The sequence below is a fragment of the Nostoc sp. PCC 7107 genome (assembly GCF_000316625.1).
Lineage (GTDB): Bacteria > Cyanobacteriota > Cyanobacteriia > Cyanobacteriales > Nostocaceae > Nostoc_B.
Genome location: NC_019676.1, coordinates 885297 through 900928 on the forward strand (window position 1 = coordinate 885297; position 15632 = coordinate 900928).

14 protein-coding genes are annotated in these 15632 nt (G+C 40.7%); 1 reads left to right on the forward strand and 13 read right to left on the reverse strand.

Translation table 11 applies throughout. The annotated features are described in order from the left end of the window. Positions 1–28: 28 nt before the first annotated feature. From NOS7107_RS03735 to fdxB, 5 genes are all read right to left on the reverse strand, one after another. On the reverse strand, positions 29–511 hold the full coding sequence (locus NOS7107_RS03735) for a hypothetical protein (RefSeq protein WP_015111656.1): 483 nt from the start codon (positions 509–511) through the stop codon (positions 29–31). A gap of 72 nt (positions 512–583) precedes the next feature. Further along, on the reverse strand, positions 584–1171 hold the full coding sequence (locus tag NOS7107_RS03740) for a heme-copper oxidase subunit III (protein WP_015111657.1): 588 nt from the start codon (positions 1169–1171) through the stop codon (positions 584–586). Between the two features lie 118 nt (positions 1172–1289). Continuing rightward, positions 1290–2969 (reverse strand): cytochrome c oxidase subunit I, encoded by a 1680-nt coding sequence (gene ctaD / locus NOS7107_RS03745; RefSeq protein WP_015111658.1) that lies wholly within the window; start codon positions 2967–2969, stop codon positions 1290–1292. Positions 2970–3142: 173 nt separating this feature from the next. Continuing rightward, the gene (locus NOS7107_RS03750; protein WP_015111659.1) at positions 3143–4120 is read right to left on the reverse strand and encodes a cytochrome c oxidase subunit II; all 978 of its coding nucleotides are present in this window, start codon (positions 4118–4120) and stop codon (positions 3143–3145) included. A gap of 592 nt (positions 4121–4712) precedes the next feature. After that, positions 4713–5006, reverse strand: a complete 294-nt coding sequence (fdxB, locus tag NOS7107_RS03755; protein ID WP_015111660.1) for a ferredoxin III, nif-specific — start codon at positions 5004–5006, stop codon at positions 4713–4715. 890 nt (positions 5007–5896) lie between these two features. Between fdxB and NOS7107_RS03760 the strand changes: the two genes are divergently transcribed. Next, positions 5897–7486, forward strand: a complete 1590-nt coding sequence (locus tag NOS7107_RS03760) for a helix-turn-helix domain-containing protein (RefSeq protein WP_015111661.1) — start codon at positions 5897–5899, stop codon at positions 7484–7486. Positions 7487–7719: 233 nt separating this feature from the next. Here NOS7107_RS03760 and hypB read toward each other — a convergent pair whose 3' ends face one another. The 8 genes from hypB to NOS7107_RS03800 form a co-directional block, all read right to left on the reverse strand. Next, complete coding sequence (hypB, locus tag NOS7107_RS03765) at positions 7720–8556, reverse strand: hydrogenase nickel incorporation protein HypB (protein WP_015111662.1); 837 nt, start codon at positions 8554–8556, stop codon at positions 7720–7722. After that, positions 8547–8888: a hydrogenase maturation nickel metallochaperone HypA gene (locus NOS7107_RS03770; RefSeq protein WP_015111663.1), complete on the reverse strand. Its 342-nt coding sequence runs from the start codon at positions 8886–8888 to the stop codon at positions 8547–8549. The genes hypB and NOS7107_RS03770 overlap by 10 nt, the downstream gene beginning before the upstream one ends. Before the next feature lie 52 nt (positions 8889–8940). Beyond that, complete coding sequence (gene hypE, locus NOS7107_RS03775; RefSeq protein ID WP_015111664.1) at positions 8941–10044, reverse strand: hydrogenase expression/formation protein HypE; 1104 nt, start codon at positions 10042–10044, stop codon at positions 8941–8943. 132 nt (positions 10045–10176) lie between these two features. Then, entirely contained in the window at positions 10177–10392 is a 216-nt protein-coding gene (locus NOS7107_RS03780) for a 4-oxalocrotonate tautomerase family protein (RefSeq protein WP_015111665.1), read from the reverse strand. Between the two features lie 64 nt (positions 10393–10456). Then, the gene (gene hypD, locus NOS7107_RS03785) at positions 10457–11608 is read right to left on the reverse strand and encodes a hydrogenase formation protein HypD (protein WP_044500488.1); all 1152 of its coding nucleotides are present in this window, start codon (positions 11606–11608) and stop codon (positions 10457–10459) included. 77 nt (positions 11609–11685) lie between these two features. Beyond that, on the reverse strand, positions 11686–11931 hold the full coding sequence (locus NOS7107_RS03790) for a HypC/HybG/HupF family hydrogenase formation chaperone (protein ID WP_015111667.1): 246 nt from the start codon (positions 11929–11931) through the stop codon (positions 11686–11688). 59 nt (positions 11932–11990) lie between these two features. Continuing rightward, on the reverse strand, positions 11991–14414 hold the full coding sequence (locus NOS7107_RS03795; RefSeq protein WP_015111668.1) for a carbamoyltransferase HypF: 2424 nt from the start codon (positions 14412–14414) through the stop codon (positions 11991–11993). Then, entirely contained in the window at positions 14404–15597 is a 1194-nt protein-coding gene (locus tag NOS7107_RS03800; protein WP_015111669.1) for an NHL repeat containing protein, read from the reverse strand. The genes NOS7107_RS03795 and NOS7107_RS03800 overlap by 11 nt, the downstream gene beginning before the upstream one ends. Positions 15598–15632: the final 35 nt, after the last annotated feature.

A 15632-nucleotide genomic window follows, 5' to 3' on the forward strand; every position in this document is an offset into this window, starting at 1 on the left:
TAAATCTTGACTCTTGACTTTTGACTATTCAATCATCTTCCTCGGCTGGACGTGTCAAAATATCCAGGAGGATACCAGCACCATAATCATTTTTGGGGTCAATTTCTTGAACCCTGATGCTGATTTCTTTAGCTTGTTCTATGTTTCCTAATTTAGCTAAAACCAAACCAGTAGCAGAGTAGGCATTTAAGTACAACCTGATTTGACTTTCTTCCCTCCGATTTATAAGTATGGGTTTTAGCTGTTCCCAATTTTCAGGAAAATTTTCTGCTTTTTTAATTTTATCTAATAATTTGGTTGTTGTTTGCAAGGCGAGAACATAATTATTTTTATAGTAAAAATATCTATAGGCGGAAATTAAAATGTCTGGGTTGTCTCCGGCTTCAGTAATAGCTTGTTGCATATAATTCTCGGATTCAGAGTTATTATGCCAAGTATCTGCTGCTAATATGAGTAACTTTTTGACATTTTCTGGTACTTGAAACCAAGAAAATCTATTGGTATCGACCATAAAAATTCTGAAGTGTGAAGTGTGAAATTTGTAGAGTGTGTTACGCTTCGCGTTAACACACTCTACCAACCTTTAAAACTGATTGAGAATGTATAACAAAGAAAACAGAACAATCCAAATGATGTCTACGAAGTGCCAGTAAATTTCTGCCATTTCGATGCCGGTGTGTTTGGTGGCGGAGTAATGGCCGGGACGCTGCGATCGCTTTAATACTCCTAAAATTAATAACAGTCCCACAAAAACGTGCAAGCCGTGGAAACCTGTTATCAAATAAAAGCAGTTGGCGAAGACGTTGGCTGTCATGCCATATCCCAAGGTCATGTATTCATAAACTTGACCTAATAAGAAAATTGCGCCCATGATGGCGGTAATTTTGTACCACCGTTGCATTCCGGCAAGATCATTCTTTTTAATCGCTACATCACCAAAGTGAATGACGAAGCTACTAGATACCAGAATGATGGTGTTAATTGTGGGTACGAGTAATTCTACTTCTGTTCCTTCGGGTGGCCAGACTGCTGTGGTTCCGCGAAAGAATAAGTAAGTGGCAAAGAATCCGCCGAACATCAGGGATTCTGAGATGAGGAAGGTTAATAGTCCTGGAACTCGCAAATCTGGATGATGTTCTTCGGTGTGATGTTCGCTTGTTGCGATCGTCATATTTTTACTAGCTGAATTTTTCGGGAGGGGATTTTTGACCTCTCCCCCTGGAGATGAGGGAAGAGGGTATGTCTAACGCGAAGGTACGCTGAGGTTAACGCGGAGGTGCGCGGAGTTTTTAGGCGCTGACTTCTGGTGTGGCTGTTGGTGCTATTTCTATGTTGTGACCGTAGTCGTAGGGGCCGTGGGTGACTACTGGTAAGACTTCCCAGTTCTCAATGATGGGGGGTGAACTGGTTGTCCATTCCAGGGTTAAAGCCCGCCAAGGATTATCACCTGCTACTTCTCCTTTACTCCAACACCAAAGAATGTTGAGGGCAAAGGGGATGACTGATAAGCCTAAGATGAATGCGCCAATGGTACAAAGTTGATTCAAGCTAATGAATTGGGGGTCGTACATGGCGACTCGTCGGGGCATACCTTGTAAGCCCAATTCGTGCATGGGTAGGAAGGTAAGATTAGTTCCGATGAAGGTAAGGGCAAAGTGAACGCGTCCCCAGGCTTCGTTTAGTTTGCGTCCGGTCATTTTGGGGAACCAGTGATATATACCTGCGTAAATACCAAATACGGAACCACCAAATAAAACGTAGTGGAAGTGTCCGACTACATAGTAGGTGTCGTGGACGTGAACATCAAAGGGGGCTGTTCCCATTGTCACGCCGCTTAAACCGCCCATGACGAACATCGACAACAAGCCGATCGCAAATAACATAGCGCTGGTGAAGCGAATCTTACCACCCCAAAGGGTAGCAACCCAGGCAAATATTTTTACGCCAGTGGGAACAGCAACGATGAGGGTGGAGATGGTGAAGAACATCCGCATCCAAGGAGGTGTACCACTGGTAAACATGTGGTGTACCCAGACGAACAAACCGACAACGCAGATTGCCACGCTGGAATATGCGATCGCTTTATATCCGAAAATGGGCTTACGCGCATGAACGGGGATGACTTCGGACATGATGCCGAAGATGGGCAGAATCATTAAGTAAACTGCCGGGTGAGAATAGAACCAGAATAAATGTTGGTAAATTACAACGTTACCGCCGGCATCTGGTTTAAAGAATGATGTGCCAAAGTTGATGTCAAATAATAGCAAGACTAAACCCGCAGCTAACACAGGTGTGGAGAGAAGTGCTAGTACGGAGGTGGCTAAAATTGCCCAGCAGAATAAGGGTAGTTGATCCCATTTCATGCTAGGGACTTTCATCATCAAGATGGTGATTACAAAGTTTAGCGAACCCAAAATTGAAGAGGTTCCGACTAAAACAATCGCCAAAATCCATAAAGATTGGGCAATTGGCGCTGTAACTAAACTTAGTGGTGGATATGCTGTCCAACCAGATTGGGAACCACCAAAGAAGAAACTGGCTAACAGTAATAATCCTGCTGGTGGGTTTAACCAAAAGGCGACTGCATTCAGCTTGGGGAATGCCATATCCCTAGCACCAAGCATCAACGGGATGAGATAATTACCAAATCCCCCAATGGCACTGGGAACAATCCAGAGGAAAATCATGATTGTTCCGTGGTTGGTCATGAAGGCGTTATACAGATTGGGATCTAGTACGTCTGCATCGGGGGTGGCTAGTTCGACGCGAATTGCGATCGCCATCAATCCACCGATGATGTAAAACAGAAACGCTGTGACTAGATATTGAATCCCAATTACTTTATGGTCTACGTTGAAGGTAAAGTAGTCATACCATTTCCACGCCTGGGGATGTGCGGCGTGACTAACTTTTGGGGATGAGTTCTTATCTGGTGGCGTGTTGGAAGGAAATTCTACTGGTGTCATAAATTAGTCCTTGGTCATTGGTCATTGGTCATTGGTCATTTGTCATTTGTCATTCGTTACCATTGACTCGTGACTAAAGAAGCCTAAAGAATGAAGGATGAAAAAATCAGTCAATACACCATCTTTTGATAGTTGGGATAATTTCAGACTTCATACTTCACACTTCATATTTTCTATTGACCTTTGACTAATGACTGGATAGTTGCTGCACTTATACCCATGTTGTGGATGTGGGGTGCAAGGAATTCAGAGGTAGATAAATCGGCGGGATTAACTGCAACAGCTTGCTGCAAATTTTGTGTTTGAGCGAGTTTGCTTTCTGTCAACCAGCGATCGTATTCTTCGGGTGTGTGGACAATGACTTGCGATCGCATGGAACCATGATAACCACCGCAAAGTTCTGCACAAACTACTGGATATGTGCCGGTTTTGGTGGCGGTGAATCGCAATTCAGTGGGGATACCTGGAAGTGCGTCTTGCTTCAACCGGAATTGGGGAACCCAAAAAGAATGAATTACATCCTCTGCTGACAAATTCAACTGCACATCAGCACCGATGGGTACGTGCAATTCACCAGTTGTCACGCCACTGTTGGGATAGTCGAAGATCCAAGCAAACTGTATCCCTTTGACGTTGACTACCAAGTCAGCAGGTTTGCTGTCGCTGTTTTTCGCACCAATCCCAATGCTGGGGGCTGAGGTTGCTTCGGCTGGCGTATCATTGAGGGTAGCCGCCATCGCAGTTCCCGAAGTGTGAGCAACATGAGCCGCAGAATGAGGATGATTTCCTGGCTCAAAACCTCCCATTTGGTTAAAAACATCTACGCTATAGATGCCTAAGCCAATGACAATCACCGATGGGATGGCTGTCCAAAAAATTTCTAAGGGAACATTTCCCTCGACTGGTATACCATCAGTATCATCACCGCGACGGCGACGATACTTGACTAAAAAAACGAGAATTGTTCCTTCTACAACCAGAAATAAAGCGATCGCAATGGTAAACATGATATTGAAAAATCCGTCTACCAAAGGTGCTTGTAGTGATGCTTGTTCTGGTAATAGCGTGTGATTGTGACCAATCCAAACACTAGCCGCTGTAGCTACTATGCCAGCAACTAGCGTCCACAATGAAACAGGAATTTGTTGCATAAAAGCTCCTGTAAGTATGAAGTTTGAAGTGTGAAGTATGAAGTATAAAATTTACCTTTGTAACTTCATTTTTTATACTTCAGTAATACTCCTAACTCCACGATTGAAATCAGTACAAAAGCTTATAATCAAATTTTGTCGATATTTGATTTTGGACTTTTGAGTTCTACTTATTAATGTTGTATCTGACATAATGTAAAACTTGGGGGAATTTTCCAGATCTCTTCAGATCCTTCCCCCAAAAACTGAACAATATTTCTAATGAGTTCGACAAGAACGCCCTCTATTTTTACAAGCAGTAATAGTTGTTGTCAGAGGGTACTGTTAGTTCTCATATTGAACAGTAAAATAGCAGCAAGTATGATTTAGTTAATAATTAACAATTTCCAATTTACGCATTTGTTTACTATGAACTTTTTATTCAGTTCAAGTAACTATATAGCAACCGCCACATAGTTTGTGACATTAACAGATGATAAAACTTAAACAACGCAAAGCTTTTAACCCTGTAACCTGCTATATAAATTCCCCTCTAGTTACCTTGCTTTGTACCCCCTAATCAAAACAACCACTCTTCACAGTCGCCAAATATTTAGTTGTTTAATGCTGCGTGGGTGTAGCAGTTCTTAGGACAAATCCGGCCGCAAGCTTCACAACCAATGCAGTTATCTGGGTTAGCAACTACCATGACTTTGCGCTCGATTTCATCGTCTTCTTCGTCTTCGACAAATTCGCCTTCTTCATTGAGTGCTTTTAAATCCAGCACGCCATACCCACACACTTTAATACATCTGCCACAGCCGATACATTTATCTTTGTTAATTTCCTGGGCAAATTTAGGTGTCCAGGTTTTACCTCCAAATGTCAATCCTGTTAGTGCTGCCATGAATAAACCTTCGGCGATTCTGCCTATCTAAATTGTTTGTACTTAATTTCATACTAACTTAATCTAATTGTTTTGTTTTGTTGTCAAACGATTAATTTTTCTTTCATTAAAATTTGATGACTTTTATAGTGATTTCAAATTTTAGTTTGATTAATAAATGAGAGTTTATAGCAATAAATTTTTGAGATTGTTTAAAGACAAGAACCCTTGCTTCTTTAAGGAATAGGGGTCTAAGCCAGACATACTAAGCTAAATAAATTACTAAAAATGCTATTAACACATATATTAATAACGAAATTATTTTGCAGCTTTTAACAGACAGTAATTACCTATACAAAATATATGTTATTCAGTTACATAAATATATTTTTGATTTGTATTATCAAAGTATTGTTAATTAGTAATAAAAATGCTCGAAATATGAGAGTATGAGGGAATTAGAGCATCTCAAGTAAAAATGTAACTTTTATAGCAGCAGTTAGCTTGATATTAAATATTAAAATTATTAATAAACGCTATTCTGAAAAATAATTTTGTGTGGAAATATTCAGCGAGAAACCTTGGGTTAAGTTTTTCCGGCAAACATCAAAGATAAAGAATTAAAAAAATATGAAAACTTAAGAAAATTTCCTAGGCTCATGATGAACAAAATCATCTAACTATTTATGAAATTTATAGTTAATGACGAACTAATATTCGGCTCGGCTTAAAAGCCTGACATAGCCTCCGATTGGATGCGAAGTCTGAATATGGATGTGGGGAATGATGAGGCAAGAAAATCTGCTTCTTGCTAAGTAATTAATGTGGTTGTGAGTAATGAATAAACAGGACACATCCAGGGGGAGACTTGAGCCAGACATCTCAACGATTAAGTGGGAAGAAGTTGTTTTATGCCTTATACAATTCCTAACAACAGTTGCGTTGGATGTGATAACTGCCGTCCCCAATGTCCTACGGGTGCGATTCAGTTAGAAGATGATGAATATTGGATTGATCCTTGTTTGTGTAACAATTGTGAGGGCTTTTATCCTGAACCCCAGTGTGTAATAGCTTGTCCGACAAATGCTCCCATACCCTGGCAGGCGAAAAAGGGGAGATGTAAAGTCGAACCGCGAGACGCTACCAGCCAGGACTTATTTTCTAATGGGAAGAATAACCCTTTTGCTTCCGCGATCGCAATTTGGGAAGCGTGTAATGTATTGGCTCAACGCACATCCTTAAATTGGGAACAAGACGCACAAGGATATCTATGTTACGGCCGGCAAGTCAGCCAAGGCAAAGGTGCGATCGCCTTTCACATCCAAGACCCTTTTAATGTCAGTGATTTAATCACTAATTTAGAAGCAATTGAGACAATGGATATTAGGGCAGCTTGTATCCATTTAATATTTGCCGCCTATGCCACAACCTTAGAACAACCTTGGGAGCAAGAATTTTCTCTAGATGAACGGCAAATAGAAAAATACTTAGGGCTAGAAAAACGCAAAGACCTAAGTAAAACTGCCAAACTCACCTTAATGAAAAATCTTGTCCAACAAACTTGTTCCCTGCTGATTTCCATCGACTGGCCTCAACAAGGCCGCGTCAAAGGATTTTCCGTCACCAAGTCTCGCTTGTGGCACTTAGTTCATATCCAGCACCACTTTCAAGAAGACGACAGAGGCTGTAAATACCTAGTTGGGCTAACCTTCAAAATTCGTGCCGGAGTCTGGGCGCAGTATTTCTTAAACAAACAAGCCTGCAAAGAGCGCATCGCCTTTTATCAATACGGTAGCTTGCCAAAAACCGTGCTAACCACAGTTATGAGTATTTGGCAACAACACGAAGGCGCAGTTAGGCTCATGCTGTGGTTACTGTTTAAAACTAAGATGGGTAGAGAACAACGCATCACTGTTCCTACCTTGCTACGCATCGCTTATGGAGAAGAAAAAGTTACCTTAGCCTCCCGCCAGCGAGAAGAACGCAAACGACTACTGCGGACATTTGAAAGTGATTTAGAAGTGCTGAATCATTTGGGAGTTAAACCCATGTTTGATCCCGTAACTTACCCGCTAGAAATTCAACCATTGTGGGCAAAGTTAATGGGGATACCCGAAGATCCAGACGAAGCCTTAGAATTTTGGATTAATGACGGTGGTGGCGAAACTCGCCTGACAGATTCTGGCCCTCGCGGGAAATGGAACCTGCTGATGAACGCGCGGATTTTGTCATTTGAACTCCCGCCAGAATGGGAACAGCAAATCTCTGACTCTGAAAAGAAGCAAAGACGCACTATCAAAAACAGAAGACGAGTCAGAATCACAGGCGATTTAGTTGGCGAACAGATTTTAGAAGCCCGCAAAAATTTAAATCTTTCCCAACGAGAGTTAGCCAAACTCACCGGCAAAAGCCAAAGCTGGATTCGAGATGTCGAGAATGGCCGCCTCAAAGCCAAAATCGAAGACCAAGCACTGTTACGCAAGGTATTGAATCTCGCTTAACGCAGATATATAAATAAACACAGGTGACAATGTGCATCTGTGTTTTTATGTTCGGTGTTACGGCAAAAGATAAATTACCTCGCGCGAAGGCGCAAAGGTGAAGCGCAACGCAACCCAACTTGATCGCATTTGCTATTTCAGCGGCAAAAATTATAGATTTTGCGATCGCATATCTTATTTCACTCAGATAACTCTTATTCTCCGCGCCTCTGCGTCTCTGCGTGAAATAAACCCTAAACTGGTATAGACAAACTCCCCACCTTTTCTGTCAACCACTTATACCAACTATCTAAACCCTCACCAGTCATCGCCGACACTTGAAAAACCTGTATATTTGGGTTCACTTGTTTAGCATATTCAATACAACGTTCCACATCAAACTGCACATAAGGTAATAAATCAATTTTAGTAAGAATCATCATCTCACTAGCGCGGAAAATATGGGGATATTTTAGCGGCTTATCTTCGCCCTCGGTGACAGAAAGAATCACAACTTTCGCCTGTTCACCCAAATCAAATAAAGCCGGACAAACCAAATTACCCACATTCTCAATCATCACCAGTGAATTTAGTGGTGGATTGAGTTGTTGTAGACCTCTTTCTATCATCGACGCATCCAAATGACAGCCTGTACCTGTGTTGATTTGTACAACTTTACAGCCTGTTTTTTTGATTTTTTCAGCATCATTAGTTGTTTCTTGGTCGCCTTCAATCACACTAATCGGTAACTGCTGCTTTAAATCATTAATCGTACGAGTTAATAATGTTGTTTTCCCTGAACCAGGCGAACTCATTAAATTTAAAGCGAGAATATTCCGACCTTTAAACCATCCTCGGTTTTGGGCTGCTAATAAATTATTTTTTGCTAAGATATCTTGTTCTAAAGATATGCTTGTGCTGTGAATTTTGGCATGAATTTGTGGTGCTTCATCGTGATGATGGGAATGGGTAATTACAGTACCATCTGGTAATGTATGAGTATGATGTTCGTGGTGATGATGACCTTCACCTGTTTCGAGGTTTGTAATTTTGCCATCAGCATCATCAGAACAACCGCAAGTTACACACATATTTCCTCTATCTCTATTTCTTTAATTTTGAGTTCTTCACCATTTATTAAATCAAGTTGCACATTACCACAAGTGCAAATACCAAAAGGCTTATCAAGAGCAATTTCAGCACCGCATTGGCGGCATTTGGCTAATCCTGGTATTTCGATAATTTCTAATATAGAATTTTCTAGAATTGTACCTTGAGTGCAAATATCAAAACAAAATTTAATCGCATCCGGCATAATGGCTGAAAGTTTGCCAATTTCTAGCACTACTTTTTGTACTTTCATGCCTTTGGCGTGTTCGGTGACGATGGCTACTATATTTTGGGTTATTCCTAGTTCGTGCATACTAACAAATAATTTTTTGTCTCACGCAGAGCCGCGGAGAGGAGTTTAATATTTAACAAATTCTAGGTAATTGGTCGCCTACTAGCATATCTACAATTCGTTCAGCACCAAAGGCAGTTTTGAGAAATACAATACCTGGGGGTGAGGCGATAACTTCACCAACTATACAAGCATCTTTGCCAGCGGGGTGAGTTTTCATGGCGGATAAAACTTTGTCGGCGTTATCTTGTTTTACTACTACGACTAATTTACCTTCGTTGGCTAGATATAAGGGGTCTAAACCTAAAATTTCGCAAACTCCTTTAACTTCTTCTCTAATAGGAAGAGTATCTTCATGGATACGAATACCTACATTAGATGTGAGGGCAAATTCATTTAAGACTGTAGCTAAACCGCCACGTGTTGCATCCCGCATAGCATGAATTTCGGGGCAAACGTTGAGGATTGTTTCTACTAAGCTATGTAAGGACTGACAATCACTTTTAATATCTGTTTCTAAGGCTAATTCACCACGGGCGATTAAAATTGCTGTGCCATGATTTCCTAATTCGCCGTTAATAATAATGGCATCTCCCGGTTGAATATTGTGTGCGGAAATATTTACGCCTGTGGGAATAACACCAATCCCAGTAGTGTTAATAAATAATTTATCAGCCGCACCACGATGCACAACTTTTGTGTCACCTGTGACTATTTGGACACCTGCATTTTTCGCTGCGGCTTGCATACTTGCTACTACACGCCGTAAAGTTTCTACTGGTAATCCTTCTTCTAAAATGACGCTACAGGTGAGATATAAAGGTTTTGCACCGCTAACTGCTAAATCATTAACTGTGCCGTTAATTGCTAACTCTCCAATATCGCTACCAGGGAAAAATAGTGGGTCTACTACATAAGAATCTGTGGTAAATGCGAGTCTATCACCTTGTCGTAAAAGATTGGCTAAGTTGAAAGTTGCTTGGTCTTCTAATTGAGAAAGGATAGGATTATCAAAACTCTGGACAAAGACATCATCAATTAAATCACGCATGGCTTTACCGCCGCTACCATGTGCCAAAGTTATGTGAGTATCTCGAATTTTAGGTTGACGACGACGGACTTGTTCGATTTTTTGAAACAGGGGATTTTGCAATTTATTTGATGATGATAAATCCATATTAAATTGATTAGAATAATTTATGGTAGAGATATCTAGTAGGTTACAGGCGACAGGTGATAGAGGTAAAAGTCTTTTTATTTAATAACTATAAATATCTTTTACCTTCTGCCTCCTGCCTTCTAAATGGTTTTATCTGCCTGTTTCGTCGTGTCTACCACGGTGTCTATCGCAGTGCAAGATACCGTTGACAGCCCAATTTTCACGTTCAAATTCATCAATGTGAATGGTTATCCACTCTGGTTTGGTATCTAAAGATGTGACTAGGGCGTTAGTAATTGCTTCTACTAGGTGCCGTTTTTTTTCGATGGAGTGACCACGGGCAATTTTAACTGTAACAAAAGGCATAAATTTCTACTCCAATCCTAAAATATTGTCTTGTAGAGTTCGGATTGCTTACTTTTATCTTAGGTTATGAAGTTAGGGTTGCTGTGGGTTTTTCAGTTACTTTTTTTTGCGTAAAGTTGGAGAAGCGTCCGTATTTGTAATAAGCTGCACAAGCACCTTCCGAAGAAACCATGCAAGTACCTATGGGTGTTTCTGGGGTACAAGCTGTACCAAATACTTTACACTCCCAAGGTTTTAAAACTCCTTTAAGAATTTCGCCGCATTTGCAAGCTTTATGATCTGCGATTTTTTGATTAGGTATGGTAAATTTTACTTCAGCGTCAAATTGACTATATTTAGGCTGAATTTTTAAGCCTGAATATGGTAGTTCACCTAAACCACGCCACTCAAAAGTTTCGCGTACAGCAAAAACTTCATTCATGGCTTTAATTGCGATTTGATTCCCGACTTTTTCTACTAGTCGGTTATATTGATTTTCAACTTCGCAACGATTTTCAACTAGTTGTTTTAATACCATCCAAATTGATTGAAAAATATCTAATGGTTCAAAGCCAGAAACTACAATTGGCTTATGATATTGTTGGGCAATAAATTCGTAAGGTTCAGTCCCAATTACCATACTCACATGACCAGGCCCAACAAATCCGTCTAGTTGCAAATCTGGGTTATCTAGTAAGGCTTTAAGGGCGGGAATAACTAATACATGATTGCAAAACATACTAAAGTTATGTATGTTTTCTGTTTCTGCTTGGAGGATGGTAAAAGCAGTGCTGGGGACTGTGGTTTCAAAACCGAGGGCGAAAAAGACTACTTCTTTATCAGGGTTATGTTTAGCGATTTCTAAGCTATCTAAGGGCGAGTACACCATACGGATATCTGCGCCTTTGGCTTTAGCTTGTATGAGGCTGTCTTTAGAACCGGGAACGCGCATGGTGTCGCCAAAGGTTGCCAGAATTACGTTAGGATGTTGGGAGATAGCGATCGCATCATCTAATCTCCCTCTTGGCATTACACACACTGGACAACCAGGCCCGTGTATTAATTCAATATTATTCGGCAATATTTCTTCAATACCATATTTAAAAATAGAATGAGTATGCCCACCGCATACTTCCATAATTTTGATATGTTTATCTAGCTGCTGGCTAATTTTTTCTATCTCTTTGCGTAAAGCTTCAGCCTTCTCCGGTTCCCGAAATTCATCAACGTATTTCATAAAATCTAAAAGATAGTTCTCAATCAAAACTCTGCGTAACTTTGTGTTTACCTCAGCGCCCCTCTGCATTAAACAAATTAACTCATCGCCGCAATTTCTTCTAATAGCTTTAACGTTTCCGCCGCTTCTTCTTCGTTAATTCTATTCATCGCAAAACCAACATGAACTAACACCCAATCACCTAAACAAGCTTCAGGGGGATGTTGTTCATCGACAATACAGGCAATGTTAACTTGACGTTTGACACCAGCAACATTAACAATGGCTAATTTTTTTTGAATGTCGGTTATTTCGACAATTTGTCCAGGAGTTCCTAAGCACATTTGTATTTTCCTTTAGAAGAACGAACCGCAGAGGCGCAGAGTACGCAGAGAAGAAGAGGTTAATAATTTGTAATTAATTTTGCGGCTGTAATGATGGCTTGCCCTAACGATAAACCGCCGTCGTTAGTAGGCACTAAGCTATGAGTTAGTACGTTAATTTTTAATTGTTGTAACTGTTGAGTAACCAACTGAAATAAGATAGTATTTTGAAATACTCCTCCTGTGAGAACTACTTGATGAATTTGATATTCTTGACACAGAAGCTTAACCATGTTGACTACAGCATTAGCCAAACTCTGGTGAAATTTAGCAGCTATGATGGCTTGAGAAATTTGTTGCTGCAAATCACTGAGTAAACCTGACCACATTGGTGCTGAGTCTATACAATAAATATTATCGGAAAAGCTAAAATTAAAGGGATAAATTAGCTTTTCTTCATGATTGTTTAAGATGTTAACATCTACTAGGTTCTCTAAGGCGATCGCAGCTTGTCCTTCATAGCTACACTCTGCTGTACATATACCAATAGCGGCCGCTACTGCGTCAAATAATCGCCCTACTGATGAGGCTGGAGGTGAGTTAATGTTTTGTTCTATAGCTTGATTTAATAATTTTAATGGCTTTTGCTCTAGAAATTTTAATATTGCCAAATCAGGATATTCTTGTTGGCATTTATCCCAAAGATTGGCTGATATTAAGTGGGCGTAAGTATTACGCCAAGGTTGATAAATTGCTTGTTTACCACCAATCATGGCCACTGGTTTAAATGTTGCGAGACGCTGAAATTGATGGTAGTCAGCTAAGATAAATTCTCCGCCCCAAAGTGTCCCATCTTCACCATAACCTAAACCATCAAAAGCAATACCTAAAACGGGTGATGTGTTTAAAGGAATGCTATTTTCTGCCATACAAGCGGCGATGTGGGCGTGATGATGTTGAATGTCATACAGAGGAAGTTGATTTGCAGATGCGAGTTTTTTACCCAGTTTACTAGAGAGATATTCCGGATGTTTATCAATGGCGATCGCGTCTGGTTTATGCTCAAATAAATTCAAGTATAAACTCAGCGTATCTTGATAGGCATTAAACGCCGCCGCGTTTTCTAAATCACCCAAATGTTGTGATAAAATTGCCTCACCATCACGCAACAAACAAAAGGTATTTTTTAACTCACTACCCATTGCTAAAATAAGCGGTATTTTATCAAAGCCTGATGGTAACTTAATTGTTGCTGGTGCGTATCCTCTCGCACGACGAAGTATTTGTAATTTATCACCAACAACCCTTACAACAGAATCATCTACTCGGTTAACAATATCTCGATTATGTAAGAGAAAATAATCAGCAATCTTCCCTAATTTTCCCCGTACTTCATCATTCTCAATACATTGCGGTTCATCAGAAATATTCCCACTTGTTAACACAATTGGTCGATTCATCCGCCGCAAAATTAAATGATGCAAAGGCGTATAAGGTAACATGAATCCCAGGGTATTTTGCCCAGGTGCAACAGATTCTGCTATATTCTGAAAATTACTATTATTAATACCACAATCCTCTTTAATTCTTCTTTCTCCGCGCCCTCTGCGTTCTTGGCGGTTCGTTTCTTCTTTCTTCCCCAACAAAACAATTGGCGCAGCAGAACTAATTAATAACTCCTTCTCTTTACCACTGACCATACAATACTCTTCAATTACTGCCAAATCTCGCGCCATCAACGCAAAAGGCTTATCATAACGTTGCTTACGCTGACGTAGCTTTTGTACAGCAACTTCATTTGTCGCATCACAAGCTAAATGAATACCCCCTAACCCCTTAATTGCAACAATTTCACCCCTTTGCAACAAAGTACAAACTGCATCCACATCATCCATCATCGAGAACATAGAAGCAGTAACAGGTTTACCATCAGCACGTTCTAACCAAGCAGAGGGGCCGCAAACATGGCAAGCTATAGGTTGAGCGTGAAATCTGCGATTTTCGACATCCTGGTATTCCTTGGCACATTCACCACACATCACAAACGCAGACATACTGGTATTGCATCTGTCATAGGGAATAGCGCGAATAATACTCAGACGAGGGCCGCAATGAGTACAGTTAGTAAAAGGGTATCGATAAAACCGACTAAAAGGATCGAAGATTTCTTTTTGACATTGCGGACAAGTCGCCGCATCTGGGGTAATTTCGGTTTTGATTTTGTTGGTGACACTCTGGGAAATCACAAAATCATCAAAGTTATACTCTCTTGTACATGGGGTTCTGATTAACTCTTGAATTTTTGCCAGTGGTGGACATTCTTGCTGTAACCTCGCCACAAACTCAGCTAATGCTTCCTCACTTCCAGAGACGCGAATTAATACACCTTGTCCGTCATTACAAACATCTCCCCGTAACCCACAAGCTTTAGCCAGACGGTAGACAGTCGGACGAAAACCCACCCCTTGAACAGTACCTCTAACTCTAATTTCTTCACTCGCCATAGTTAAACCGCCACAGCAAAATTCGGTTATTTCCAGAATCAGCAATTACCGCCGTATTCCCGCAAATTTTTACCCCATAAGGCCAATTCAAACTATGGCGCGTCGGGAGTCCATAATTGCGGTTTTCACTTTTACTTTGAGAGGTATTTTGCCCAATAATTGCCGAAGCGATCGCACTCTGCAATGATAATATAGACTCCGGCTGCTGCCATCCTAACAAGCGCGAGTTCGCCGTATCCGCCACTAGCAACCATTCCTCAGTCGTCGCCACCCCGTAAGGCATACTTAAACTACTTGCACTTGGCAAATAAATTCCTTGATTCATCTCCACAAAATCAAAGCTATTTTGCCCTAATACCACCGCACAAGGCGCATTATTTTCTGTGGGTATACCTTGCCAAATCATCACTCGATGATTACCCGCATCAGTGACAACTAAATTATCATGCCAAATCGCAATATCATGACACCAACGCATACTCGCCGCCGTTGCAGAAGCGCCGCCATTTTCATTACGAGAAACCATGTCTGGTTGTCCCAGAACTAAATCAGCAGGTTGACCATTTTCTGTAGGAAATTCTCGCCAAATTAATAACCTGCGATTTCCTGTGTCCGCAACAAATAGCTGACCTTGATGATAAAAAACACCATAAGGCCAGTGCATTGTATTTGCCGTTGCTTGCTGAGTACCGCGATTTGGTTCATTATCAACAAAATTCCTTTGTCCTAATACCAAATCTGCGGGAACATTGCTATCTTCTGGGACATTTTGCCAAATCAAAACTCGGTGATTCCAAGCATCAGCAACCACTAAACCTGTACCACAAACACAAATCCCCGTCGGTACACTAACCGTGTTTCTTCCTGGTGTACCTTTAGCATTTTGACCTTCATGAAAAAAGTCTGGTTGTCCAATTATCCAGTCAGCAGGTTGATTATCTTTTGTGGGTAAATTGCGCCATCCTAATAAGCGATGATGTCCCGTATCTGACACCCATAACGACCCCGTTTCGGATACTAAACAAGCACCACGAGGGCCAAACATTGTTATAGAACTTGGTGCTATGGGGATAGCTAATTGTTGCGGTTCAAGAGTGTTACCTAAAATTACCTCAGCACCGTTGGGTGATAAAGGGAAATTTGGCAATTTTTCTATAGAATGACTGCTATTTGGGATAGACATCAACCGCAAATTAACACTGATATTTATTTAAAATC